The sequence below is a fragment of the Hymenobacter glacieicola genome, from assembly GCF_014640315.1.
Taxonomy (GTDB): Bacteria; Bacteroidota; Bacteroidia; order Cytophagales; family Hymenobacteraceae; genus Hymenobacter; species Hymenobacter glacieicola.
In genome coordinates, this window is the sequence record NZ_BMGS01000013.1 from 77,312 (window position 1) to 101,117 (window position 23,806).

At 55.7% G+C, this 23,806-nt stretch carries 20 protein-coding genes; 5 read left to right on the plus strand and 15 right to left on the minus strand.

Translation table 11 applies throughout. From position 1 onward, the window contains the following. Positions 1 to 103: 103 nt before the first annotated feature. On the plus strand, positions 104 to 1,681 hold the full coding sequence (locus IEW18_RS19395; protein WP_188559539.1) for a M28 family metallopeptidase: 1,578 nt from the start codon (positions 104 to 106) through the stop codon (positions 1,679 to 1,681). 269 nt (positions 1,682 to 1,950) lie between these two features. Here IEW18_RS19395 and IEW18_RS19400 read toward each other — a convergent pair whose 3' ends face one another. From IEW18_RS19400 to IEW18_RS19420, 5 genes are all read right to left on the minus strand, one after another. Beyond that, positions 1,951 to 3,408 carry a carbohydrate-binding protein gene (locus IEW18_RS19400; protein ID WP_188559540.1) on the minus strand — a complete coding sequence of 486 codons (1,458 nt, stop codon included), beginning with the start codon at positions 3,406 to 3,408 and terminating at the stop codon, positions 1,951 to 1,953. 500 nt (positions 3,409 to 3,908) lie between these two features. Continuing rightward, a complete protein-coding gene (locus tag IEW18_RS19405) occupies positions 3,909 to 4,559 on the minus strand; it encodes a hypothetical protein (protein ID WP_188559541.1) in 651 nt (216 codons plus the stop codon). A gap of 41 nt (positions 4,560 to 4,600) precedes the next feature. Continuing rightward, on the minus strand, positions 4,601 to 5,461 hold the full coding sequence (locus IEW18_RS19410; protein ID WP_188559542.1) for a dienelactone hydrolase family protein: 861 nt from the start codon (positions 5,459 to 5,461) through the stop codon (positions 4,601 to 4,603). Between the two features lie 79 nt (positions 5,462 to 5,540). After that, on the minus strand, positions 5,541 to 5,912 hold the full coding sequence (locus tag IEW18_RS19415) for a cupin domain-containing protein (RefSeq protein WP_188559543.1): 372 nt from the start codon (positions 5,910 to 5,912) through the stop codon (positions 5,541 to 5,543). 143 nt (positions 5,913 to 6,055) lie between these two features. Next, entirely contained in the window at positions 6,056 to 6,319 is a 264-nt protein-coding gene (locus tag IEW18_RS19420; RefSeq protein WP_188559544.1) for a Kazal-type serine protease inhibitor domain-containing protein, read from the minus strand. 249 nt (positions 6,320 to 6,568) lie between these two features. Between IEW18_RS19420 and IEW18_RS21975 the strand changes: the two genes are divergently transcribed. Both IEW18_RS21975 and IEW18_RS19430 read left to right on the plus strand, forming a co-directional pair. After that, positions 6,569 to 7,003: a CsbD family protein gene (locus IEW18_RS21975; RefSeq protein ID WP_188559545.1), complete on the plus strand. Its 435-nt coding sequence runs from the start codon at positions 6,569 to 6,571 to the stop codon at positions 7,001 to 7,003. Between the two features lie 192 nt (positions 7,004 to 7,195). Continuing rightward, positions 7,196 to 7,555 (plus strand): YtxH domain-containing protein, encoded by a 360-nt coding sequence (locus tag IEW18_RS19430; protein WP_188559546.1) that lies wholly within the window; start codon positions 7,196 to 7,198, stop codon positions 7,553 to 7,555. A 558-nt stretch (positions 7,556 to 8,113) separates the two neighbouring features. On the opposite strand, the gene lysS is transcribed toward IEW18_RS19430, so the two are convergent. From lysS to IEW18_RS19465, 7 genes are all read right to left on the minus strand, one after another. Next, on the minus strand, positions 8,114 to 9,676 hold the full coding sequence (lysS, locus tag IEW18_RS19435) for a lysine--tRNA ligase (RefSeq protein ID WP_188559547.1): 1,563 nt from the start codon (positions 9,674 to 9,676) through the stop codon (positions 8,114 to 8,116). 210 nt (positions 9,677 to 9,886) lie between these two features. Then, a complete protein-coding gene (locus IEW18_RS19440) occupies positions 9,887 to 10,924 on the minus strand; it encodes a hypothetical protein (protein ID WP_229728866.1) in 1,038 nt (345 codons plus the stop codon). Positions 10,925 to 11,150: 226 nt separating this feature from the next. Further along, positions 11,151 to 13,298 (minus strand): carboxy terminal-processing peptidase, encoded by a 2,148-nt coding sequence (locus IEW18_RS19445; RefSeq protein WP_188559548.1) that lies wholly within the window; start codon positions 13,296 to 13,298, stop codon positions 11,151 to 11,153. Between the two features lie 319 nt (positions 13,299 to 13,617). After that, positions 13,618 to 14,457, minus strand: coding sequence for a hypothetical protein (locus IEW18_RS22035; protein WP_373285750.1), 840 nt, complete (start codon positions 14,455 to 14,457; stop codon positions 13,618 to 13,620). Positions 14,458 to 14,649: 192 nt separating this feature from the next. Further along, complete coding sequence (locus IEW18_RS19455) at positions 14,650 to 15,018, minus strand: hypothetical protein (RefSeq protein WP_188559549.1); 369 nt, start codon at positions 15,016 to 15,018, stop codon at positions 14,650 to 14,652. A 124-nt stretch (positions 15,019 to 15,142) separates the two neighbouring features. Then, the gene (locus tag IEW18_RS19460; RefSeq protein WP_188559550.1) at positions 15,143 to 16,333 is read right to left on the minus strand and encodes a proline dehydrogenase family protein; all 1,191 of its coding nucleotides are present in this window, start codon (positions 16,331 to 16,333) and stop codon (positions 15,143 to 15,145) included. Positions 16,334 to 16,564: 231 nt separating this feature from the next. Beyond that, positions 16,565 to 17,020 (minus strand): hypothetical protein, encoded by a 456-nt coding sequence (locus tag IEW18_RS19465; protein ID WP_188559551.1) that lies wholly within the window; start codon positions 17,018 to 17,020, stop codon positions 16,565 to 16,567. Positions 17,021 to 17,156: 136 nt separating this feature from the next. Between IEW18_RS19465 and aroB the strand changes: the two genes are divergently transcribed. Both aroB and IEW18_RS19475 read left to right on the plus strand, forming a co-directional pair. Beyond that, positions 17,157 to 18,185 (plus strand): 3-dehydroquinate synthase, encoded by a 1,029-nt coding sequence (gene aroB / locus IEW18_RS19470; protein WP_229728870.1) that lies wholly within the window; start codon positions 17,157 to 17,159, stop codon positions 18,183 to 18,185. A gap of 47 nt (positions 18,186 to 18,232) precedes the next feature. Continuing rightward, the gene (locus IEW18_RS19475; protein WP_308428076.1) at positions 18,233 to 19,558 is read left to right on the plus strand and encodes a 3-phosphoshikimate 1-carboxyvinyltransferase; all 1,326 of its coding nucleotides are present in this window, start codon (positions 18,233 to 18,235) and stop codon (positions 19,556 to 19,558) included. A gap of 74 nt (positions 19,559 to 19,632) precedes the next feature. On the opposite strand, the gene IEW18_RS19480 is transcribed toward IEW18_RS19475, so the two are convergent. The 3 genes from IEW18_RS19480 to IEW18_RS19490 all read right to left on the minus strand — a co-directional run bounded on the left by IEW18_RS19480 (position 19,633) and on the right by IEW18_RS19490 (position 23,297). Then, entirely contained in the window at positions 19,633 to 20,433 is an 801-nt protein-coding gene (locus IEW18_RS19480; protein WP_229728867.1) for an ABC transporter substrate-binding protein, read from the minus strand. Between the two features lie 117 nt (positions 20,434 to 20,550). Further along, complete coding sequence (locus IEW18_RS19485; protein WP_188559553.1) at positions 20,551 to 21,621, minus strand: M42 family metallopeptidase; 1,071 nt, start codon at positions 21,619 to 21,621, stop codon at positions 20,551 to 20,553. A gap of 107 nt (positions 21,622 to 21,728) precedes the next feature. Beyond that, positions 21,729 to 23,297, minus strand: a complete 1,569-nt coding sequence (locus IEW18_RS19490) for an acyl-CoA carboxylase subunit beta (protein ID WP_188559554.1) — start codon at positions 23,295 to 23,297, stop codon at positions 21,729 to 21,731. Between the last annotated feature and the right edge of the window lie 509 nt (positions 23,298 to 23,806).

The window sequence follows — 23,806 nt, forward strand, 5'->3', positions numbered from 1 at the left end:
TGAGCACACGGACCGAGTAAGGCCGGCTGCGGGCGGTACGCAACGTGCGCGGGGTTTTAGGTACTTTAGAGGCGGTACAAATCTTCTCGACCTTCCTTCTCCGATGCATACACTCCGACTCCTCGCCCTGGCCTCGGGCCTGGCGGCCGCTACCCCGGCGCTGGCCCAGCAAGGCACCAAAGCCGACCCGGCCGTACTCGCTAAAATCAAGGACGAGGGCCTGAACCGTTCCAAAGTGATGGAAACGGCCTTTTACCTCACCGATGTGTGCGGCCCCCGCCTGGCCAACTCCGACGGCCTGAACCGCGCCAACCAGTGGACCCAGAAGCAGCTCACCAGCTGGGGCCTCACCAAGGCTACCATCGAGCCCTGGGGTACGTTCGGCCGCGGCTGGGACATCGAGAAGTCCTACGTAGCCATGACGGCGCCCTACTACCACACCCTGATTGGGGCGCCCAAGGCCTGGACGCCCAGCACCAACGGCCCCCTGAAAAAGCAGGTGGTCGTGGTGAAAGCCACCACGGAAGCCGAGCTGGACAAGTACAAAGGCCAGTTGCGCGACAAGATTGTGCTACTGGACGTAGCGGTTCCCAAAACGGCCTTCGAGCCGGACGCCCGGCGCTACACGGCCGAGGAGTTGCAGAAAATGGCCGACTACAAGCCCGACGCACCGGCCACAACGGCCGCTCCTGCCACCGCAGAAATGGAGCAGCGCCTGGCTGCCCGCCGGGCCATGCTGGCCCTGCGCACCAAAATATCGGACATGATTATGAGCGAGGGGGCCGCGGCCATTCTCAGCAGCCGCGGCGGCTCCGACGGTACGTTCTTCACCTCCAACGGCGCCCCGTACGCCGCCGATGCCAAGCCGGTACTGCCCGAGCTGGAAATGGCTCCCGAAGACCAGCTGCGCCTGATTCGCCTGGCCGATGCGGGTATTCCGGTGGAGCTGGAGCTGGAAACCCGCACCCGCTTTCAAAGTCAGGATTTGAAGGGCTACAACGTAGTGGCTGAAATTCCGGGCACCGATAAAAAGCTGAAAAGCGAGGTAGTGATGCTGGGCGGCCACCTCGACTCCTGGCACGCCGCTACCGGCGCCACCGATAATGCCGCCGGCTGTGCCATCATGATGGAAGCCGTCCGGATTCTGAAAGCCGCGGGCGTGCAGCCCCGCCGCACCATTCGTATTGCCCTGTGGGGCGAGGAGGAACAGGGCCTGTTTGGTTCGCGAGGCTACGTGAAAAACCACTTCGCCGACCCCGCTACCATGAAGCTGCTGCCCGAGCACGAAAAGCTGGCCGCCTACTTCAACCTCGATAATGGTGCCGGCAAAATCCGCGGAATCTATGCCCAGGGCAACGAGGCCGCCGCGCCAATTTTCCAGGAGTGGCTCAAGCCCTTCGCCGACCTAGGCGCTACCACGGTTACCTTGCGCAACACCGGCGGCACCGACCACCTTTCCTTTGATGCCGTGGGCCTGCCGGGCTTCCAGTTCATTCAGGATCCACTGGACTACGGCACCCGCACCCACCACACCAACATGGATACCTACGAGCGTCTGCCCGCCGACGACCTGAAGCAGGCTTCGGTACTGGTAGCGTCGTTCGTGTACCAGGCCGCCATGCGCGACCAGAAACTTCCCCGCAAGCCCCTGCCCGCCGCCAAGCCCGAGCAGCGCATGTAGACGGTGAGTTGGCGAAGTAGGGCGTTGTAGCAGGTGCAGCGCACCACGCTACTCGCCCTGACCCATGCACTACCCCCAACGAAACAGACAAGCCCTTTCCTCCGGCACGGAGAAAAGGGCTTGTCTGTTTCGTTGGCGTTGGGTAAGTAAAGCGGAAAGATGAAGGTAAGGGCAGGTTGCTCTGACTCTTATCCAGGAGAGGAAGATAAGGGCGGCTTGCTATGATGGTTCGCTAAACCACTCACTCACTGACTCACCATTTCGCCTTGTTACTGCACGACCAGCTTTTGCACCGATTTGCCGGTGGCATTGGTCGCCTGAATCAGGTACAGGCCGCTGCGCAGGGGTAGGTCCTGGCCTACTTTCACCTCCGAGCCGAAAGCTGTCGTCTGCCACACCTGCTTGCCCTGGGCGTCCAGAATCTGCACGTGGGTGGGCAGCAGGTCGGCGGTGGGCAACTGAATGCTGAGGGCGGAACCAACTGAGTACGGGTTCGGATAGACGCTGAAGGGTTTGTCCTGCTCGGGGCTGGTGGCGGTGGTGGTTACGGCGGCGGGGCGGGCCGCTGCCTTGGAAATTCGAATCCAGTTGAGGTTCCAGCCGCCGGTTTGGGCAAATACACCGAAGTTGTAGGTGCCCGCATTAACAGTCACCGTTCTAGATACGGTGGTCCAGTTCTGCCAGCCGCCAGTGGCCGGAATGGCCGTGTTACCCAGCTGAATAGCCCCGGCGTTCAAGTCCGAAGACAGCGTGCCGCCGCTGGGGCTGGCTACCCGATACTCGATGGTATAGGTGCCGGTAGTCGGGAAGTTGATGGCGTTGTAGGCCATCCAGTCGCCGGCATCAATATACGATACGTTCTGGCCCCCGCCCGTGTCGGTAGTGGTTTCCAGCTGTACCCCGTTCATGGAGCTGTAGCTCTCGGCCTGAATGGTAGTGCTGGAGGTAGTAGGAGGGGGAGTGGTAGTACCCGACTTTTGGTACACCCGCACGTAGTCGACAAACATGGTGGCGGGCAGCTTGCTTTCGTCTACGGTTTGCCCGGGCCAGTTGCCGGCCACGGCCAGGTTCAGCAGCAGAAAGAAGGGACGCTGGAATTCCTCGGTGCTACCCGTGCCGTTAGTGATGTTGATTTCGTGGAACTTCACCCCGTCCACAAACCACCGAATGTAGGTAGGCTCCCACTCCACGGCGTAGGTGTGGTAGTCCTGGGGCGTGGTGATGAGGTTGCCCCCGTACTCGGCGTGGCCGTTGCTGTCCCAGTGCACGGTGCCGTATACCTTGTTTTCGGCGTTGATGTGCTCCATCACGTCAATTTCGCCGCAGGCCGGCCAGCTCACCGTGTTGATATTGGCGCCCAGCATCCAGAAGGCCGGCCACAAACCCTGGCCCAGCGGCAGCTTCATGCGGGCCTCAATCTTGCCGAACTTAAACTCTTTGAGCCCCTGCGTTTTCATGCGCGAGGAAGTGTAGGGCATGCCGCCTACTGTCTCTTTGCGGGCGGTAATCTGCAGAATGCCATTGACGACGGTAGCGTTGGCGCGCTGGTAGTATTGCTTCTCGTTGTTGCCCCAGCCGCCTCCGCCGGTTTCAAATACCCAGCTGGAGCTGATGCCGTTAGTGAATTCATCGGCCCATACCTGCTGGTAGGTTTGGGCGTGGGTGGAAGCGGAGCCGAGCAGCCATAGCGCAGCCGCTCCCAAGAGGGAGGTAAACCGGTGTTTCATTGGTTGTGTGGGAATTGGTGGATGGTAACTAGAGCAGCGGGGAAGGCCAGCGGAGGCCGGCAGCGCCAGGGGCAGGTTCGGGCAGCGCCCAGTGACGGAGGGCAAGCGTCTGCAAACCAGTAGCCTGTGGGAAGCGCGCACCAGGGTTGAAGCCCGGCGGAAGTAGCCAAATATATCGGCGGGCTACGCAGAAACGCAAGGTTGCAAGCCGCCCCGCGGGGCGGCGTAGCTTCCGGTTAATACCGCACTTATACACTTACAACACATGTCCGAACCAAGCATTTTCCGGGTTAGCTAGCCCCAACCCAGTAGGATAGCTCAGCCATGCCGGCATCTAAAAAACACGTAAAAAACTGTCCAATTGCCAAAGTTTTCTACAATTCCTCTGCGGCTCACAACTGCTAGGAGTAGCGCTTTTGAGGCGAGGCTTCCCTAAAAAGCAAAACCGCCCACCGCTTAAGAAGCGGTGGGCGGTGAAGCTACGCCTGACTACCCAAGTGTTAGCAGGGCGTAGAGAGTTCTATACTTTCCAGTAGTCCGTTGTGGAAAAGCAGCAACCAGCTGTAATCGTTGGGAATCTGGGCGCTTTGCAGGACTACTGCTACCCGCTTCCCCGTCTTATAAACATCTAGTACGCTTTGCTTTTTTACGGCCTGCGGGAATACCTTGCCCAGACTGGCCAGGGTAGTAGTACGACTTAGTCGAAGGCCCTCACTGTGCAGCTCCAGACCTGGGTGGCGCTTAAAATTAAGCGACGAGACAACGGCCGTGTCGCCGTACACTTCCACGCAACTTCTGCCATAGTAGGCGCACTTAAACGAGCGGTTATCATAATACGGCATGCAGTAGTCCAGCATGTTTGGCGCCACGAGGCTATCAGGGCGGCCCAATACCTTGTACAGGCTGGCCGTGCGGCCTACCAAATGCTGGGTGCCGTTGATAGTAACCTCGTCGGAATCAATAAACTCGATGGACGTAGTGTCGGGTAGGGCGGGACTGGCAGCGGCGGAAATACTAGTAGCGGGGCTAGCAGCAGCGGGGTTTGGCAGGGCTGCCGGTATTTCACTAACGGAGCCGGTTTCTTGACAGCTTCCGAGGAAAAGCCCTGTGAGCAATAACGTTAAAACCCTGATAGCGCGTTGGTCGCTCATGAACTGGAATAGGATGCGCGTAAACTAAAACGAGCCAGTATTTACCCTAGCTTCTCCTTAAACAGCTTCAACGTCCGGCTCCAGGCCAGCTTGGCGGCCTCGGCGTTGTAGCGGGCAGGAGAGGAGTCGTTGTTGAAAGCGTGGTTGACACCTTCGTACACGTACTGCTGGTACTTCACCCCGGTGGCTTTCAGCGCGGCTTCGTAGGCATCCTTACCGGCATTCACCCGCTCATCGAGGCCAGCGTAGTGCAGCAGCAAGGCCGCTTTGATGTTGGGCACATCTTCGGCGGGCGGCTGCGTGCCGTAGTAGGCCACGGCCGCATTCAGCTGGGCATCGTGGGTAGCCAGGCTGTTGGCCATGGCGCCGCCCCAGCAGAAGCCCACGCAGCCGGTTTTGCCATTCGAATCGGGCCGCTGGCGCAGGTAGCGCAAGGCCGCCAGGTAGTTACCCAGGTTTTGCTGCTTGTCCAGCTTGCCAATAAGCGTGCGGCCCTCGTCCTCGTTGGCCGGCGTACCTCCAAACACCGACAGCGCATCAACTCCCAGGGCCAGGTAGCCGGCTTTGGCTACGCGGCGCGTGACGTCCTTGATGTGGGGCGTGAGGCCGCGGTTTTCGTGAATCACTACCACGGCCCCGCGTTTCTTCTTGCCCTTAGGATGCACCAGGTAGCCTTTCATGGTAACGCCCGCCTCGCCGGGCCAAGCCACTTCCTCTGTCAGCAGGTCTTCATCGTCGGTGGGGACGGTAGCGGCCTGGGCGTAACCGGGCTCCAGCACAGCCAGGGCCGCACTGGCCAAGGCCGTGCCGCCCGCCAGCTTTACCAGACGGTCCAGAAACTCCTTGCGGGTCAGGGGGGCGTGGGTGTACTCGTCGAAGAGGTTGATAATGCGCTGATCCATTGGGACAAGGTAGGTGACAGGGGAGGAGTATGCGGATAAGGCTCCGGAAGATAGGGTAATTCTGTCCGGCCTAAATAAGCTATTCTTCCTCCCGATGCACGGTAGCCGGACTGAACGCCGGCACGCAAATCGACCAATACTCGCACTCAGCATCGAAGGGGTTGGAGTAACGCACCCGCGCGCCCGCCTTAATCAACAACGACTCGCCGGCACTCAGCTCAATTATGTCGCCATCTACCTCGAACCGCTTCCGGCCCCGCACGATGATGGTAACTTCATCAAACTCCGGCCGCTGGTGGGGCTCACTCCACTGGGGCGGGGCCACCATGTGGGCTACGCTGTACTGTTCGGTGCCGGTACTGGCCTGACCAATGTGCTCCTCAATGAGCTTTCCATCGGTGGTAGGAACGACGAAGGGGGTTTGCTGCCGGAAATAACGCTTCTCAGCCATAGGTAGGAAAGTCAAAAGTGGAAAGACACCCGTGGGGGCCAAAGGCCCTGCAAGCTACGCTCCGGCCGGAAAATGTAACCCTCGGCAGTTTTCACAGGTGGCAACTATAAGGGCCAGTAGCGGAGGCTTGGCTATGTTTCGGCCTACTGGCCGCCCTTGGGTTGTCCGGGGTCGGTGCTGGCACAGGCGCCTTTGGTAAAGCTGGTTACCCCAGCATTGCTGGCTTGGCAGGCGTTGCCATATGTTTTGCCGTCGCAGCCGCACACAGGGTCATACTGCATGGTACACATGGCATCCTTCCGGATTTTGCTGGCATCGATACAGGATGCTTGCGTGGAGGGTGCTGGACCTTGCTGGCAGGCGCTCAGAGGTAGTAAAAACGAGGCGAGAAGGAGGATTCGATGCATCAGGCAAAGGAAAGCGGAATTCTGGAATTCAGAATACGGCAAGCCCCGAGCTTCGAACAGGATTCGGGCAATATTATAAGTTGCTAATTTTTATATGGAGGCAAAACCTCACTACCATCTGTCCGTATAGCTGCCCATATCCGGTACCCAACCTCCTCATTATGGGGTAGCAGCTGGCCCTCACGGGCTTGGTTTACCAGGATTTACCCTTGAACCCTATTTTTTCACTCCCTTCTCTCCCCACGAACCATGTCATATCACGAAGAAGACAACTCGGGCAAAATTCTCCTCGCTGCTCTGGCCGGTGCCGGTGCTGGTATCATTGCTGGCCTGCTGATGGCTCCCGATAAAGGTACGGCTACCCGCAGCAAGCTGGGCAGCGCGGCCACCAAATACAGCGGCCAGCTGGGCGAGCAGCTCTCCAAATACGGCGAAGACCTCGACTCGAAGTTTAAAGGCTACATCGAGAAGCTGGAAGACCTGGGCATCACGGGTGCCGGCTCCAAGCTGAAGCTGAAAGGCAACTGGGACGAGGCCAAAGGCAAGCTAAAGCAGCAGTACGCTCAGCTCACCGACGAAGATCTGGAGTATGCTGAAGGCCAGGGCGACGAGCTGATCGGCCGCTTGCAGACCAAGCTTGGCAAAGCCAAGCAAGAAGTAGTAAAGCTGCTCAACGACCTGTAAGCCAAGCTTACGAGTAACAAAAGAGCCCCCGCCTTCCATAAGGCGGGGGCTTTTTGCTGCCTATTGCTAGTGAACGGTTATATCTTTTATAAACTATATAGTCCGGTTAAAACAACTGCTGCTTTTTTCTCGTTACTAGTACCCCGGTGCGTCCCCGGACCGGGGTATTCTCACCTCAATATCTTCCGCCTCATGCAAGACACGAAAGGCAAAGTAATACTCTCCCTGCTGGTCGGGGCTACGGCTGGTGTAGTGGCCGGGCTGCTGCTGGCCCCTGAAACCGGCGACGACACGCGCAGTAACCTCAAGAAGTCGGCCGCTAAGTGGACCGACGACCTGAGCAAGCTGCTCAAGCAAGGCCAGGCCCGCTTGAGCGCTTTGCGGAGTGAGGACTCCGTTTCGGAGCAACTGCACACCGACCGCTCGGCCGCCGACAGTTTGCTGAATTCCCTGAGCGACTCCGCCTACGAAGTGTCAACTTCCAATGATGCCGACTCCGACTACGATGGGGTAGGAGGCGACTCCCGGCACTACCCCGGTTACAAGGCCTGATAATTTTTTTCAGGATTGATGTAACCCTGCGTTAGCAGCCCCGTTAAAGAATATACAATCGGCTTGAAAGAAGATTGGAGAAGTTATAGCAAGTAAAATTGCCGACTCGTTGAGCTTCTGACTGGATATGGTTAAACAGCCCGTCAGCAAAATCTAACGTTGTCCATCGCAAGCTTCTTGGATAACCCCAGTTGGAAGGGTAAGCCAGTTGTATTAAACGGAAAGCCTCTCGCAACTTATTTAGCGGGAGGCTTTCCTGTTATATGCTGGTTTTAGGCTAGCTATGAAAAAAATTCGCTGACTGTAACCTTGCCACTAGTGTCTCGTTAAAGAACACATAACCGACTTACAAGAAGTTGGATACGCACCTGTTGTAAAATTGCCGGCTGTAGAGCTTCTGCAAGGGAATGGTTAACAAACCTTGGCAGTAAAATCATACATGCTCATCGCAAGCTTCCTCAGGCAAAGGCTGTTCAACGGACCGACCCGTTGGTTATAAAAAGAAAGCCTCCCGCTACTAAACAGCGGGAGGCTTTCTGATTTTTCAAGCTCCTTGAATTATACCTCTGCCTCAGGCTTAGGTGCATTCTCAGACTTTGTGTACTCCGGCTTCATTTGCGGAAAGAAGAGCACATCCTGAATGGAGTTGGAGTTGGTCATAATCATGCTCAGTCGGTCAATGCCAATGCCCAGGCCAGCTGTGGGGGGCATACCGTACTCTAGGGCCCGCAGGAAGTCTTCGTCGAGCACCATGGCTTCGGTGTCGCCACGTTTGCCTAGCTCCAGCTGTTCTTCAAAACGGGCGCGCTGGTCAATGGGGTCATTCAGCTCAGAGAAGGCGTTACAGATTTCCTTGCCGTTGCAAATAGCCTCGAAACGCTCTACCAGGCCCGGCTTGCTCCGGTGCTTTTTGGCCAGCGGCGACATTTCCACGGGGTAGTCGGTAATGAAGGTGGGCTGAATCAGCTTGGGCTCCACATGCTCCCCAAAGATTTCGTCGATGATTTTGGCTTTGCCCATGCTCGGGTCCAGGCCTACTTTCAGTTCCTTGGCGGCGGCGCGCAGTTCCTCCTCGCTCTTACCGTCAATGTTGAAGCCGGTGAAGTGCTCAATGGATTCAGCCATCGTGAAGCGCTTCCAGGGGCGCTGGAAGTTGATGAGGTTTTCACCCACCTGCACCTCTGTTTTGCCGTGCAGAACCAGGGCCACGCGCTCCACCATTTCCTCTACCAAGTCCATCATCCAGTAGTAGTCTTTGTAGGCTACGTACAGCTCCATTTGGGTGAACTCCGGGTTGTGGAACCGGCTCATGCCCTCATTGCGGAAGTCCTTCGAGAATTCGTACACCCCATCGAAACCCCCTACAATCAGGCGCTTTAGGTACAGCTCGTTGGCAATGCGCAAATACAGCGTCATGTCCAGCGTGTTGTGGTGGGTTTTGAACGGCCGGGCGGCCGCCCCACCGTACAGAGGCTGCAGGATGGGGGTCTCCACCTCCAGGTAGCCTTTGTCGTTGAGGTAATTGCGCATGGCCTGCACCAGCTGGGTCCGCTTCACAAAGGCATCTCGCACGTGCGGATTCACCACCAGGTCCACATACCGCTGGCGGTAGCGCTGCTCCGGGTCGGAAAAGGCATCGTACGTAATCTTTTCGCCAGTGGCTTCATCGGTCCGCTCCTTTACTACTGGCAGCGGACGTAGGCTTTTGCTCAGCAGCGTGAAGCCGGTTACGTGGATGGAGGTTTCGCCTACCATCGTCTTGAACACATGACCCTTCACGCCCACGAAGTCGCCCAAGTCCACGAGCTTCTTGAACACGGTGTTATACAGCTCCTTGTCTTCGCCGGGGCAGATTTCGTCCCGGTTGATGTAGAGCTGAATACGGCCCGACGCATCCTGCAACTCCGCAAAAGAAGCCTTTCCTTTCACCCGAATCGACATCAGGCGACCCGCCAAGCTTACCTCCTGGAAGTTGTTGAGTTCGGGATGATAGTTCTCGAGGATTTCCTGGGCGTAGAAGTTCACGTCGAACAGCTCGGACGGATACGGCTCGATGCCAAGCTTCTGGAGTTCTTCCAGCTTATTACGACGGATTATCTCCTGTTCGCTGAGGTGCTGCATGGTGCGGTGGGTAAAAACAGGGCCCTCAGGGGGCCGATAAAGTCAAGCTGCAAAAATAGCGCGGCTCGCAGACTTATTTGCATAAACCACCGAAGAGTTGGATAGTTGCCTAAAATGAGGGAATAGCTAAGGTAGCACAAGCAAAAAGCGCCGGCCCTTAGGGCCAGCGCTTACGTGTATATGCAGTCAGATGCAAACAGTTCGGGCAACTTAGGCCGCCATGCGCATGGTCGGCTCATTGTCGCGGAGCTGGGGCTCAACGCGGGTCTGCAGGCGCTCCTGCACAAAGGAGTTTTGCAGGTGCTTGGGCAATTCAGCCACTAGCTGCTGGTAGCGCTCCAGGCCCATGGCCTTGGCCACGTACGTCTCATGAATACCGTTGAGGTAGCTCACGATGTTGAGCAGAGAATGGTGGAAGAGTTTGAAGTCAATCTCGGCTTCCACGAAGCGCTCGATTTCCCGGCTGGTCTGGGAAATGCGTAGACGGCCTAGCAGGTCGAAGATGGTGGTGTAACCGAGACGCCACGTAATCTGCTGCCAGTGGGCGGCAGTCCACTTATCGAGCACCTTACCGGTCTTCTGGCTGCGCAGAGCCGTATTCGGGTTGGCCTGTACTTGCTGGCGAGTAGCCTGGGCTTTCAACTTGCGAGTAGTCCGCAGAAACTGCCCAATCTGAGCTTGCGCGTCAATCTCTTTGCTCGCAATGTGCAACCCCGCTTTGTAGCCAGCCAGCGGCAGGCGGTGGATGCTGAAGTCGCCATGTGCGCCGGCAGCATAAAAGGAGATAGGACGGGGGTATGCGTTGCGAACCACCAAGCGGCCAACTTCCCGACGGATCAAAGAAGGGTTGCTGCTACGTACCCCGGCTGTGTACAGGAAGGCCTGCAACCCAGCCATGATGGTATGATACGCTTGAGGGAATGTCCAATGCAGGGCATTACGCAGGTAGTCCTCGTCGCCGAGTTCTGCAGTAGCGCGCAGGGCATACTCTGTGCTCCAGCTGGCATGCAGCAGTTTAGTAACGGCTTGCACATCAGCCTCCGTTAGCTCGGCTTGGTGAGCCCGGAAATAAGGTAAATGCTGCAGGCCGCCCAAGGCGTCGTCAGCCTCCTGAATGTGGTAGTTAATAGCGAAGAAGTAGTTCAAGAACACCTGAGCCGGAATGGATTTGCGCCAGATTTCCTCAGCCTGCTTCTGCTCGTCCGTTACGAGCGGAATGATGGTCGTTTCCATGTTCGTCGTTGTCATGCTTAGTAAACCAATATAGCAGGTTTTGAGTTCTTATTTGCTAAATTTTTTGACATGATATACTAAAAATAATAAACTGTATATCAGACACTTATATGCAAAAGTAACTTGCTTTTAACTTTGTTGGTTAAGGTCTATTTGCTAAAGATTATGCGCGGTTGAATATGGACCCAAAAAAGCCCTTCTGCAAAGAAGCAGAAGGGCTTTACGAAGAGGGTGAAAAACCTTAGATCTGGTCTTTCAGCACGGCTACAGCCTCGCGCAAGGTGATATCCTTCTTCAGGGGCTTTACGAAACGAGAAGCGCGGTTAACCTTAATAGTATCAGCTCCCAACTGCCGCAAGTCGAAAGTAAGAGGGCTGATGGCAATGGGCTGGGCCGCGTTCTGTACAGCTTCGTACTTATCCGATTCAGCCTTGGCCTGCAGCTGCTCAGCCCGGTAGTTAGCTAGCTTCAGCGACACCTTCGTGTCGTCCTTACGCTTCACCATCCGCTGTACCATATCCGAAAGCTGCTTGAAGCTAGGGCTGGCATTTACGCGAGCAGTGCTAGCTTGGCGAAGCTTATCAATAGCAGGAGCAGCATTCCAGGCACGGTAGCGAGCGGGCGTAATCTCGTCCCACTTTAACGGGTAGTCCGTTTCCTTCTCGCCCTGGTCAAGGTAGCTGTAGGCATCCGGCAGGATGATGTCCGGAATCACACCCTTGAACTGAGTAGAGCCACCGTTAATACGGTAGAACTTCGAGGTAGTCAGCTTCAGCGAGCCAAACGGCTTGATGTTGTTAAACTCAGCGGGCATAGCCTCGTCCAAATCAAAGATGCGCTGTACTGTGCCTTTGCCATAGGTGCTAGCCGAGCCCATTACAACACCACGCTTGTAGTCTTGAATAGCGGCGGCCAGAATCTCGGAAGCTGAAGCGCTGTATTTGTTTACCAGCACTACCAGCGGGCCGCCGTACTGAATACGGGGGTCACGGTCGTTGAGAATGGTAGGAGCACCTTGGCTGTTGCGCACCTGCACTACCGGACCGCTATCCACGAACAGACCTGCCATTTCCACAGCATCCTGCAATGACCCGCCACCGTTAAAGCGCAGATCAAGTACCACGCCTTGTACGTTTTCGGCTTTTAGTTTTTCGAGCTCCTTTTTCACGTCGGCAGCCGAGCTACGACCACCATTATCGTTGAAATCGGCGTAAAAGTTGGGCAGCTTAATGTAGCCTAGTTTCTTGCCGTTGTCTTCAATAGTGGCCGACTGCGCGTAGGTTTCCTCGATCACCACTACGTCGCGGATGATGGAGATAATCTTGGTGCTGGCATCGGGCTTCTTGACCGTCAGGCGTACTTCCGTACCCTTTTTGCCTTTGATCATCGATACGGCTTTGTCCAGACGCATACCCTCCACTGATACGGGCTCAGCGGCACCTTGCGCAACGCGTAGGATAACGTCGCCAGCTTTCAACTCACCCTGACGGTAAGAAGCGCTGCCCGGAATGATGTCCGACACTTTAATCTGGCCGTCTTTCTCCTGAAGGGAAGCCCCAATGCCTTCGAAGCGGCCCGTCATGGCAATATCAAACGTTTCCTTGTCGCGGGGCGCAAAGTACTCAGTGTGCGGGTCGTAAGTATTGGCAATAGTATTGGCATACATAGCCAACCGGTCGTTGGCATCCGTCTGCTGCAAGTCCTTGAAGTAGTCATCGAAGTACTTCATCACGCGCTTGCGAGCTTCGGCCTCCATCTGGGCAGGCGTACGCATGGGTTCAGAAGTAGTAGCGGGAGAAGGAGTAGCCGAGGTAGAAGCCAGGGGTTTATCTTTCTTTTTCGCCTGCTCGTCCATCATCTCCGATACCCGCACCATGGTCTGGTACTTCAGAAACTTGCGCCACTCTTCACGCTGGGCTGCAGCGTTGGCTGCAAAAGTCACCTTGTCCGACTCTGTTTCGAAGCTTTCCTCGGTAGTGAAATCGAAGGGCTTGGAGAGAATATCCCGGTACAAACCCTGGATGTCCTTTACTCGCTGCGCCATGAGCTGATTGCCCAGGTCCATGAACTCGTGCGTGCCACGCTGCACTTGGTTGTCGATGTCGAGTTGATATTTGCGCAACTGTTCTACATCTGTCTGAAGCAGAAACTTCTTGCTGCTATCCAGGCGCTTTAAGTACAAATCAAAAACTCGCTTGGAAAAAGCATCATCAATACGCTCCGGCTGGTAGTGAGCCTGCGACAGGCCCTGTAACATGGCCTTGATGAGTACTTCGTCCTTCTGAGGAGAGCGGCCGTCGTTGCGCCGGTACAGCTTGTAAGAAGCCAGTACGAACACCGCCAGCAACACCGAGGCATAGAGGCCTATCTTGAGTCGGGGGGAAGACATGAACTATCGGGGTGAAATGAAGGAAAGTCGAAAGAAGAACCACCGCTACAGGCTACGCAGAGTATAGAGTGGCGGTTTTATAGGAAAACGTCGATGACAGTTAAATAAGTGCCCTGCGGTGTTTGTGAATTCCTGTCTAAGGGTGAGGAAACTGCAATGGAGGTTGCATATCACTTGCTAGATTGAGGTAGCCCTATATAGTCGCTCAGCAAGTAAGCACAGAAACCGGAATCGGGAACGGATACGACTAGCTAAAACAAAAAAATGCTCTTCCTAACTGAATAGGAAGAGCATTTTCTAAGGCAAATCTACTGCCAGACTAGTAGCGACGAACTTTGTCGCCGCTGTTACGACGGAACTCTTCTTCAAAGTAGCGAGCATCTTCCTCGTTGCGAGGACGTACGCCCATTACGATGTTACCGTTCTTCACGTCGCTTTCGTACTCAGCGGCGTGTTCCTCAGGAATGCCCGAGCCTACTAGAGCGCCTACTAGGCCGCCCGTCAGACCACCGGCACCGGCACCAGCCAGCGCAGCAGCAATAGGACCAGCAATTACGAGGCCCAGGCCGGGCAGCGCTACCGAAGTACCGATGGCAGCAATAGCACCAATGATAGCACCGGCAGTACCACCAATGGCCGAGCCTACGCCAGCACCTTCCATGGCTTTGTCACCCAGCTCGGTGTCAGGCGTGTGGTCGCCGAAGTGAGTTTTGCGGGTGTCATCCGACATCAGCACGTTCACGTCGTCTTTGCTATAACCACGCGACGAGAGCGACTGATAAGCACGCTCAGCGCTAGCACGGTCACGGAACGAGCCATAAGTAGAAGTGTTACCCGTAATGGCACGGCCAGCGTCGCTAGCAGCGTTTTGCACGGCATCAATGCCAGCACCTACCGTTGCTCCAGCCGAACCTGCCATAGCTGCACCTTTCTGGGTAGCGCTGTAGTCGTGGTTAGGGTTATTGTCGGAGCTACTGTACGAAGAGGAACCTACACCACCCTGGTTGGCTGAGCTACCCGTGCTGGAGTTGCCCATGTTGCCGCTCGAGGTGCTGCTGCCCGTTCCGGCGCCGAAGCCAGTGCCAGGGGTATCGCTACCGTAGTTAGCGCCTGAACCAGTACCAGTGTTCGTCGGGTTGATTGAATCGTTGGTGTTCATAAGGGTGGAATTGAATTTGAATGGAAAAGGAGAGAGTACTCCGAAGTGGACTATTAATGGAAAGAAAAATCCAACATCGGTTTCAGGAGTGCTTAACGGTAGCTCCTCAACTCAGGTTGCAGAAATAATTCTGTCTTTCCTTCTCCCAGCCATTCAAATAATGCCCTTAGGAGCATTCAGGAAGCTTTTTGCTCACGCAAATTTTTCAAAATTGCTACTATCCTTCCAAAAGTCACGACACTCCCGACGCGTCGTTTTCAGAAAATCCTCTTGTTGCTTCAGGCCCCGCCATTCTCCCATTCCCAGCCGTTCGCAGAGCTTATAAAAGTTGTCACCCTGACCTTTGGAGCCCTCTACCTTAACAAGGCAACTCAAAATAGGCCGACCCGCCCGATACTCAGTTTCCGAAATTTCAGCCAGGATCTCATTAAGGCGAGCTTTTTCGTGAGAAATATCCAGGTTTAGGCCTAATTCAGCTTCCTGAACCAAGTTTAGGTAGCTGGTGGTGCCTACCTGAGTGCGGGCAAAACGAATTAAATGGCTGCGTACTCGGCCGATCATGAGCAGGGGGTGGTGGGAAATGGAAAGCGGAATGTAGCAAAAAAAACACCCGTTACCGTAGGACAAAACCACGGTAGCGGGCGGGTGCTAACCAAAACTGTGCCGTTCAACTATATAGCAACGGCTAAGAGGCTTTCCGACGGTTCATTTCTTTCTGAATTAGCAGAAACTCCCGGCTGGTTTGGCCAGCAATGGCCGTGTTCTCGTCAGCGCGGCGGAGCAGGTAGGGCATCACTGCTTCCACGGGCCCATAGGGAACATATTTAGCGGTGTTATACCCTGCGTGCGCTAGGTTGTAGCTCAGGTTGTCGCTCATACCGTAGAGCTGGGCAAACCACACGCGCGAGTCATTGGGCCGCAGATTGTGCTCTTGCATCAGTTCCGTGAGCAGCAAAGAGCTAGCCTCGTTGTGAGTGCCGGCACAAATGCTGATCCGGTCCACATGCTCTATGCAATAGCGCAAAGCTTCGTTGTACAAGTCGTCGGTGGCTTGCTTAGTAGGATTGATGGGATTCGTGCGGCCTTGTTGGCTGGCTACTCGACCTTCTTTCTCCATGTACGCACCGCGTACCAGCTTGCCACCCAGGTAGTAGCCGCCACGCACGGCATCATCGTAGGCTTTCTTGATGGCATCAAGTCGGTCGTGGCGGTAGAGTTGGTAAGTGTTCCACACAATGGCCGACTCGCGGTTATAGCGCTGCATCATCTCGTAGGCCAGCTGATCGATGGTCTCCTGAAACCAGCTTTCCTCCGCGTCCACGAACACCCGGACACCATACTGATGAGCCCGCGCGCAAATAGCGTTGATCCGTTTTTTGGTGCGCTCGAAGCTAGCCTGCTCGGCCGGCGAGAGGGCAGTGCCACGCTGTACCTTTTCCAGAATGGCCGCGTCGCCCACGCCCGTTACTTTAAATACGGAGAACGGAATGTTTTGCGAGCGGTGCGCTAAATCAATAGTTGCCAATAGCTCGGTGGTGGTAGCATCGAAGCTTTTATCGTTTCCTTCTCCTTCCACAGAGTAGTCGAGGATGGTGCCAATGTGGTAGCGGCCTAACTCCTGAATCACGGGCAAGCATTCCTGAATGGATTCGCCCCCGCAGAACTGCTCGAAAATAGATTTCTTGATTAGAAACTTGGTGCCGGGAAGATGCCATTTCAGGGCGGCCTTCATCAGTCCGCCGCCGGTTTTAACCAACGAATTGTTATTCATGGCGGCAAACAAGGCGTACATCTTGCGCAACTCGCCGTCAGATTTAGAGGCGAAAGCAACGGCAGTATCATCGAAGGAAATAGGCGGAGCTTGGGTTACGGGCATCGGTGGGTGGTGAGGTGGGGTGGCCAGCGGGTAGAAAAGTCTTCCTGCAAAGATAGCCGGTAAACATTGTTTCCGGACGGATAGTTGCCCCGCATTCCAAAGCCTGACAGCTCCCAAACCACACGAAATTCCCTTCCGCTACCGTGCTGTTTCAGAACCGGCTTTTCAGTTGCTCACGTCAGGTAGTTGGGTCATCGGTACCCCGCATCCGATAGCTTAACAAAGGCTACATTATAGCCCTTGCTGCTTGCTGGCTTGCACTGAAACCTCCGGGGCTGCCCGGATATACATATGATCCGACGTTTTGCCACTGGCATCCTGTAAATGCAACCGGTTGCCTGATACGGAATAGAACTGATTGTTCTGGTAGCCCCGATAGATGATGACGTGGCGGGAGGGTTTTCCGAAGCCATTGGTAACCCGGCGAACTGAAAATGCGGCCGCGCTTACCAGCTGCCCATCCTGGTAGAACCGGGCGCGACCCCGCCGGTCGAACTCTACAATTACCCGGTGGCCCGTGTTACCTGGCGTAAGACTATGCTGGCTGTCGGCGGCAGTTTGCTGCCATTCCCAGCGGCCAACTAGCTTCTCTTCCACGGTTGGCACGGAGTCTCGGTTGCAAGCCCCCAGGGATAAGCTGGTGCCGGTTAAAACCATGACGAATACGCCACGAGTAAAAGTAGTCATAACAGAATAGAAAGTAAGTTGCATTCGTATGATCGGAATCCAGGCTAGATAGTTGCATCAAAGCAAGCTATTTTTGTCCAATCTCTTTTAGTTAGTGAGGTTGTTTTTTTAAACACATTTTATTTTGAACGAAAACGTGTTTTTTGGGGCCGAGGCGCTGGCAAGTCTTGCCGCGTTGGTTTCCCGGCCTGCAGTAACCCAAATATTTGTGTTAGTAGACACGAATACCGCTCGCTACTGCCTGCCGTTACTAGAAAGACAGCTGCCGATGGGTTTTACCCCTATTGAAATTTCGGCGGGAGAAGAATATAAATCCCTAGCCACCTGCGAAACGGTGTGGGAAGCCCTTACGGAGGCTCGCGCCGACCGCCATGCCCTGCTCGTGAATGTTGGGGGCGGAGTTGTGACGGACCTGGGAGGCTTTTGCGCCGCTTTGTACAAGCGGGGAATTTCGTTTGTGCAGGTGCCTACCACCTTGTTGGCCCAGGTAGATGCCAGCGTAGGCGGAAAAACCGGCGTTGATTTCCTCGGCTTCAAAAATCAGCTAGGAGTTTTTCAGGAGCCGATGGCCGTGTGCATTGAACCGCGCTTCCTGCAAACCCTGGATCCGCGCCAGCTGAAGGCCGGTTATGCCGAGATAGTAAAGCACTGGCTGATTGCCGATGCCGCGGCGTTTGCCCGCAACCGCCGAATTGGTATTCTGGTGGATGACTGGACGCCGCTTATTCAGGAGTCGGTTGCCCTTAAGCAGGGCATTGTAGCCCAGGATCCGCTGGAAAGTGGCTTGCGGAAGCTGCTTAACTTCGGGCACACGGTGGGGCACGCGCTGGAAAGCTACCTACTTACCCAGCCCGGCCGCGAAATTTTGCACGGCGAAGCAGTAGCCGCAGGCATAATCTGCGAGGCTTGGTTAAGCCACCGCAAGGGCTTGCTCAGCGACCTGGAGCTGGATCAAGTCGAAACCTTCCTTTTTTCGATTTTCGACAAGGTGCAGTTCGTAACCCTGGAAACGGAGGCCATTGCGGATTTTGCGCGGCAGGATAAAAAGAATGCGGGAACAACCATCAACTGTACCTTGCTGGAAGGCATTGGCCACGGGGTGTACGACCAGCCCGTTACGGTAGCAGAAATTGCGGAATCTCTGCGGTATTACCACCGCTTATAATTGCATGTAAGGCGAAGCTCCAGCTTCGTGAGGGCTGCTCTAAGCAGTTGGTTAGCACGTTACATCGAGGGGGAAGCTGGAGCTTCGCCCTGCAAGCCTGTCGCATCATCAATTCTTCCCTGACACTTTCCTGGCCTGGCCACCCGCTGCGGGGCATTGCCCAGGTTCCGGCCTCCAAAAGCGAAAGTAACCGCGCCCTGATCATTCAGGCCCTGGCAGGCGGCGGTACGCTGGCCAATCTGTCCGATGCCAACGATACTCAGCTTATGCAGCGGTTGCTGCAGGAGCCTGCCGCCTCAATCGTCGATGCGGAGGATGCAGGCACCGTTATGCGTTTTCTGACGGCTTACCTGGCCATGACCGGCCGCCAGGTCACGCTAACCGGGACTGCCCGCATGCAGGAACGACCCATTCAGGTGCTGGTGGAGGCCCTGCGCCAGCTCGGTGCCCGTATTGAGTACACCGGTCAGGAGGGGTATCCGCCCCTGCGCCTGCTGGGGCGCACGCCCGAGTCGGCCACGGAAGACTCGGACTTCACGGAGCTCACCGTGCGCGGCGATATTAGCAGCCAATACATTTCTGCCCTGCTGATGATTGGGCCCATGCTGCCTCATGGCCTGCGCATTTGGCTAACAGGTAAGGTAGGCTCCCGCCCTTACATCCGCATGACACAGGCCCTGATGCAGCACTTCGGAGCGCAGTGCCGCGACTTGGGCGAAGTGCTGGAAGTGCGTCCGCAGGCGTACCAGCCTACCGACTACACGGTGGAAGGCGACTGGTCGGCGGCCAGCTACTGGTACGCTATGGTGGCGCTGGGACCGGCTGGTTCCCACCTCACGCTGCCTACCCTGCGCCGCTACTCCTGGCAGGGCGACCAGGCCATTGTTGGTATCATGGAAAAATTGGGTGTGCGTACAGAGTTTCTGGCCGATGAAGCCATTCGGCTAACCCAAACAAACTCGGCGGGCCGCTTCGCCCAGGATTTTACGGACTGCCCTGACCTGGCGCAAACCGTAGCAGTAGTAGCAGCGGCGCTGGGGGTAGAGGTGGAAATGACCGGACTGGAAAGCCTGCGCATCAAAGAAACCGACCGAATTGCGGCCCTGCAGGTGGAGCTAGCCAAGTTTGGGGGCCACCTCACCGACGAAGGAGCGGGCCGCTTCCGCGTAGGGGCCCAAGAGTTTCGTGTGGCCGGGCAACAGGTAGCAACCTACCACGACCACCGAATGGCCATGGCGTTTGCGCCCCTGGCCTTACGCGGTGCCCTATCCGTGGAAGCCCCACAAGTGGTGCGCAAGTCCTACCCCCAATTCTGGAAAGAGCTTGAGAAAGTCGGTTTTCTAACTGATCCGACACCTGCACCAATATACTGAGACTGACAGACAGCAGCTCACCAGTACTTAACCAGAATGCGGCCCGCACGTGTACACTACGGGCCGCATTCTGGTTAAGTACTGGTGAGCTGCTGTAAATAAGCGGCTGACTGCAGCAAGCGGCTGCCGTACCAGCTGAACAGCTCCCCATCGACAATGCGTATTTGCGCCTCCGGGCAAAGGGCCTGAAACTCGGCTTTATGCTTTTCGCTAAAAGGGTAGGGCTCTGAAGAAAGTAAAATCTGATGGGGAGCGGCCAGTTGTACGTGTTGGGCGCTAATTTCGGGGTAGCGGCTTAGGCGACTGAACACGTTTCGGAAGCCAGCCCGCGCCAGCAAATCATCAATGAAAGTTCCGGTAGCGGCTACCATGTAGGGCTTGCGCCAGATAAAGTAGGCCACCGGAATAGGCTCCGCTACCTTTAGGGAGGCAAATGAACTGGCAATGGTAGCAGCCATCGGCTCGGCTCGCCGCTGCTGGCCTGTAAGCAGCCCCACCCGCCTAATCATTTCCAGGGCGTCGGCCAGCGTCGTAATGTCGCTCATCCAGACCGGGTAGCGCTCGGCCAGCTGCTCAATACCTTCCTGATAATTCTCCTCCTTATTGCCAATAATCAGGTCGGGGCGGCAGGCGGCAATTTTAGCGAAGTCAAAGTTCTTCGTGCCCCCAATAACGGTGGCCCGTTGCCGCGCTTGGGCGGGGTGAATGCAAAATTTGGTGACGCCAACTACCCGCTGACCCAGACCCAAATCGTGGAGCAGTTCGGTCTGGGAAGGGACTAGCGACACGATCCGCTGGGGCGGAAAGGGCACGGCCACCCGGCGGCCCATCTGGTCCGTAACATTAAGCGGGACGCTCAGCTCAGCAGGAAGCATAAGAGTAGTAGGGGAGACTGTATAAAAAGCCTGCTCCCGGCCAGCTGCATCGTTGCTACGATGCAGCTTCGGCCGGGAGCAGGTCCGTGGAGGTAAGGTAGGGGATGCGGCTACCGGCTAGCTGAAGTACCGAAAGTCGTGGCCGTCTTCAATGCGCAGCAGGGCTTCGTAAATCAGCTTGGTTACGTTCTCCACGTCGTCCTTGTGCACCGTTTCCACCGTGGTGTGCATGTAGCGCAGGGGCAAAGAAATCAGGGCCGAGGCTACCCCCGCGTTGGAGTAAGCAAAGGCATCGGTATCGGTGCCGGTGGCCCGGGTGGCGGCCGCCCGCTGGAAGGGAATTTCCGCGCTCAGGGCCGTTTCGATGATAAGGTCGCGCAGGTTGTTTTGCACGGCCGGGCCGTAGGTGATTACCGGGCCTTTTCCGCAGTGCAGGTCGCCGGAGGTTTTTTTCTCGTACATCGGCGCCTGCGTGTCATGAATGACGTCCGTCACAATGGCTACATCGGGCTTGATGCGGTGGGCAATCATTTCCGCCCCGCGCAAGCCAATTTCTTCCTGCACCGCATTCACAATGTATAGGCCGAAGGGAAGCTTCTTATCGTTTTCCTTCAGCATTCGGGCTACTTCGGCAATCATGAAGCCCCCCATGCGGTTATCCAGCGCCCGGCCCACGTAGAACCGGTCATTCAGCACCGAAAACTCGTCCTCAAAAGTCACGACGGAGCCCACGTGAATGCCCATTTCCTCTACTTCTTCCCGGCTGGCGGCGCCACAGTCCAGGAATACGGTTTCAATGGATGGTGCCTTGTCCTGCTCCACTTTGCGCACGTGAATAGCTGGCCAGCCGAAAACAGCCTTTACCAAACCGTTTTTGGTGTGAATGTTCACCCGTTTGCTCGGGGCCACCAGCGGGTCGGAGCCGCCGTTTTTGCGCAAATACAGGAAGCCTTCTTTCGTTATGTAGTTAACAAAGTAGCTGATTTCATCGGCGTGGGCCTCAATGACCACTTTATAGGTGGCCTCCGGGTTCACTACCCCCACCACCGTCCCGTAAGTATCCACGAAGTACTCGTCGATATAGGGCCGGATGTAGTCGAGCCATAATTTTTGGCCTTCTTTCTCAAAGCCAGTTGGGGAGGGGTTATTCAGGTACTTCTGAAGGAAGTCGAAGCTTTCTTGACGCATACGTATTGCCATTTCAAGCGCAGAAAAACGGAGCGAGGTTTTAACTGCAGATGAGGTTTCACACGCCGGCAGAACCTAACAGAGGCGCTGCCAGCCTCGCCGGAGTGTTACAGAGGGATGTTCCCGTGCTTCTTACGCGGTAAGGTATCTACTTTGTTTTCGAGCATTTTAAACGCCCGGATGAGCTTCTGACGCGTTTGTGCGGGCAGAATGACTTCATCAACGAAGCCGCGGTGGGCGGCGCGGTACGGGGTAGCAAACTTCTGCTGGTACTCATCTACCTTTTCCTGCAGCTTCGCTTCCGGGTTTTCGGCCTGGGCAATTTCGCGTTTGAAGATGATTTCGGCTGCGCCTTTGGCACCCATCACCGCAATTTCGGCCGTGGGCCAGGCGTAGTTTAGGTCGGCCCCAATGTGCTTGGAATTCATTACGTCGTAGGCCCCGCCATACGCCTTGCGGGTAATAACAGTGATGCGCGGCACGGTAGCCTCGCAGAAAGCGTAGAGCAGCTTAGCTCCGTTGGTGATGATGCCGCGCCACTCTTGGTCGGTGCCGGGCAGGAAACCGGGCACGTCTTCCAGCACCAGCAGCGGAATGTTGAACGAGTCGCAGAATCGTACGAAGCGGGCCGCTTTCGTAGAGGCATTGATGTCGAGCACGCCGGCCAGCACGGCGGGCTGGTTGCCCACGATGCCAATGCTGCGGCCCCCTAGGCGGGCAAACCCAACCACGATATTCTCGGCAAAATTCTGATGCACTTCCATGAAGGAGCCGGCATCAATAATACCCTCCACAACTTCCCGTATATCGTAAGGCTGGTTGGGGTTTTCGGGAATAATGGAGTCCAGCACCGGCCGCGACTCGTCCAGCCCGGTTTCGTAGGGTAGGGCAGGGGCCGTTTCCTCGCAGTTCTGAGGCATGTAGCTCAGCAGCGCCTTGAGCTGGTTGATGCAGGCTACCTCATTCGGAGCCGTAAAGTGCGTAACACCACTCTTAGTCGAGTGGGTGCTGGCCCCGCCTAGCTCTTCGCTGGTCACGTTTTCGTGGGTCACCGTCTTGACCACGTTCGGCCCGGTCACGAACATGTAGCTCGTGTCCTCCACCATCAGAATGAAGTCGGTAATGGCCGGCGAGTATACTGCCCCGCCCGCGCACGGCCCCATAATGGCCGAAAGCTGAGGGACTACCCCCGAGGCCAAGGTGTTCTTGTAGAAGATGTCGGCGTAGCCGCCCAGGCTTACTACCCCTTCCTGGATGCGGGCCCCGCCCGAGTCGTTCAACCCGACAACCGGCGCGCCGTTTTTCATGGCGAGGTCCATAATCTTCACGATTTTCTCGGCGTGCGTTTCGCTAAGCGAGCCGCCGAACACCGTGAAATCCTGGGAGAAAACGTACACCAGCCGGCCGTTTACGGTACCATAGCCCGTTACCACGCCGTCGCCCAGGTAGTACTCTTTGTCCAGCCCGAAGTCCTTGGAGCGGTGCATGACAAATTTGCCAATCTCCTCAAACGAGCCTTCGTCCAGCAGCAGGTCAATCCGCTCACGCGCCGTGAGCTTGCCTTTTTTGTGCTGGGCATCAATGCGGGCCTGGCCGCCACCGAGCAGGGCCTCTTGGTTTTTACGGTCGAGGATTTCGAGTTTGCTTAGTTGGGCTTCAGCGCGGGATTCAGACATTGGGTGGGCTTGAGAAAGGTCAAATATGCAACTGCGGGTAAGAAGCCAAAGGTACACACCGGCCAAGAAAAGCCACACCAGAATTCTGGGGCGCCTTTAGGAGCGTTGTAAGAAACTGAATTCGAAGAAGCGTCAATTGTGGAGCTGGCCTTTGTGGCTACCTTGGGCCTAGTTTGCAGTAGCAATATATTTATATTAATGTCAGTTATTTAACATACAAGTGGCATTTATAATCGAATGAAAAATAAAAGTTTATTTATGGTAAACTTAGGCCTTGTTATGGGTGTAATAATAGTGTTTGTCATTATTGTTAATAAGCCAAATGCAACATTGATAATGACTGAATACAAAGAAAATTATTTGCCTTATTATTATGCTACATGCTTTGTGGGAATTGAATGGAAAAGTATTTTATAAGAAATATTTAAGGTGGTGGTAAAATAGCAGGTGATTAGCCATCTGCTTCTATGCGTTGGTTATGCGCATCGATGACGAGTTGCAAGCGGATG

Bases quoted from the DNA above. Each gene is read 5' to 3' on its own strand.
- IEW18_RS19395 (WP_188559539.1), top strand. From the start codon at position 104: ATGCATACACTCCGACTCCTCGCCCTGGCCTCGGGCCTGGCGGCCGCT.
- IEW18_RS19400 (WP_188559540.1), bottom strand. From the start codon at position 3,408: ATGAAACACCGGTTTACCTCCCTCTTGGGAGCGGCTGCGCTATGGCTG.
- IEW18_RS19405 (WP_188559541.1), bottom strand. From the start codon at position 4,559: ATGAGCGACCAACGCGCTATCAGGGTTTTAACGTTATTGCTCACAGGG.
- IEW18_RS19410 (WP_188559542.1), bottom strand. From the start codon at position 5,461: ATGGATCAGCGCATTATCAACCTCTTCGACGAGTACACCCACGCCCCC.
- IEW18_RS19415 (WP_188559543.1), bottom strand. From the start codon at position 5,912: ATGGCTGAGAAGCGTTATTTCCGGCAGCAAACCCCCTTCGTCGTTCCT.
- IEW18_RS19420 (WP_188559544.1), bottom strand. From the start codon at position 6,319: ATGCATCGAATCCTCCTTCTCGCCTCGTTTTTACTACCTCTGAGCGCC.
- IEW18_RS21975 (WP_188559545.1), top strand. From the start codon at position 6,569: ATGTCATATCACGAAGAAGACAACTCGGGCAAAATTCTCCTCGCTGCT.
- IEW18_RS19430 (WP_188559546.1), top strand. From the start codon at position 7,196: ATGCAAGACACGAAAGGCAAAGTAATACTCTCCCTGCTGGTCGGGGCT.
- lysS (WP_188559547.1), bottom strand. From the start codon at position 9,676: ATGCAGCACCTCAGCGAACAGGAGATAATCCGTCGTAATAAGCTGGAA.
- IEW18_RS19440 (WP_229728866.1), bottom strand. From the start codon at position 10,924: ATGACAACGACGAACATGGAAACGACCATCATTCCGCTCGTAACGGAC.
- IEW18_RS19445 (WP_188559548.1), bottom strand. From the start codon at position 13,298: ATGTCTTCCCCCCGACTCAAGATAGGCCTCTATGCCTCGGTGTTGCTG.
- IEW18_RS22035 (WP_373285750.1), bottom strand. From the start codon at position 14,457: ATGAACACCAACGATTCAATCAACCCGACGAACACTGGTACTGGTTCA.
- IEW18_RS19455 (WP_188559549.1), bottom strand. From the start codon at position 15,018: ATGATCGGCCGAGTACGCAGCCATTTAATTCGTTTTGCCCGCACTCAG.
- IEW18_RS19460 (WP_188559550.1), bottom strand. From the start codon at position 16,333: ATGCCCGTAACCCAAGCTCCGCCTATTTCCTTCGATGATACTGCCGTT.
- IEW18_RS19465 (WP_188559551.1), bottom strand. From the start codon at position 17,020: ATGACTACTTTTACTCGTGGCGTATTCGTCATGGTTTTAACCGGCACC.
- IEW18_RS19480 (WP_229728867.1), bottom strand. From the start codon at position 20,433: ATGCTTCCTGCTGAGCTGAGCGTCCCGCTTAATGTTACGGACCAGATG.
- IEW18_RS19485 (WP_188559553.1), bottom strand. From the start codon at position 21,621: ATGCGTCAAGAAAGCTTCGACTTCCTTCAGAAGTACCTGAATAACCCC.
- IEW18_RS19490 (WP_188559554.1), bottom strand. From the start codon at position 23,297: ATGTCTGAATCCCGCGCTGAAGCCCAACTAAGCAAACTCGAAATCCTC.